Source organism: Vibrio sp. 2132-1 (genome assembly GCF_033344315.1).
In genome coordinates this window covers 1-688 of record NZ_JAWPON010000360.1, presented here as the reverse complement: position 1 = coordinate 688, position 688 = coordinate 1, and the positions used below count along the sequence as shown (strand labels likewise).

Annotated in this window: 1 protein-coding gene and 1 pseudogene; one reads left to right on the top strand and one right to left on the bottom strand. The window is 44.0% G+C overall.

The features are described from left to right. Nucleotides 1–295, top strand: a pseudogene (locus R8N47_RS25420) (5-methyltetrahydropteroyltriglutamate--homocysteine S-methyltransferase); the annotation flags it as partial. A gap of 144 nt (nucleotides 296–439) precedes the next feature. On the opposite strand, the gene gspS2 reads toward R8N47_RS25420, so the two are convergent. Beyond that, nucleotides 440–688: type II secretion system pilot lipoprotein GspS-beta (gene gspS2, locus R8N47_RS25415; protein WP_318186133.1), on the bottom strand; the 249-nt coding region annotated here is incomplete at its 5' end.

Here is a 688-nt window from a genome sequence, read left to right as displayed (position 1 = left end):
TGCAGATGTGATTACCATTGAAACGTCACGCTCAAATATGGAACTGCTTAAAGCGTTTTAAGAGTTCAATTACCCGAACGAAATTGGCCCTGGTGTTTATGACATTCACTCACCAAATATTCCGACGGAAGAGTGGATTGAAGGCTTAATCAAGAAAGCGGCAGAAAAGATTCCGGTACAACGTGTGTGGGTAAACCCAGACTGTGGTTTGAAAACACGGAACTGGGCAGAGACGGAAGCTGCACTTGCCAACCTAGTGTCTGCTGCGAAGAAGCTTCGCGCAGAGCTTGCATAAGGTAGCTCGTCGCCAATTTAAAGTGGCCAATAAAAAAGCGGAGACCATCGTCTCCGCTTTTGTGTATTCTATTTAATGTCTGCCTAAGTCACTAACGACGCCTCTCGTTGTCGTCGGGCTTGGGCGACAAGCAAATTACTGTGACTATTTGATTTTGCTACAGGTTTGCTCTGAAACCAATTCATCAGCAATTAGCTGACCGCGTGAGTTACGCACTTTCAATCGGTACATCAAACCCATATCAATTTGCTCTCTTACCGACGGCGTATTGCAGTATGTATAAATACTGGTATTCAGTACTTGGTTTAATGGTTTCGCACCTAAAGCATCGTCGTTGTAAATCATCATCATTTCTACCACGTTCTTGTTAGAAGAAACACGCATGATTTGCAG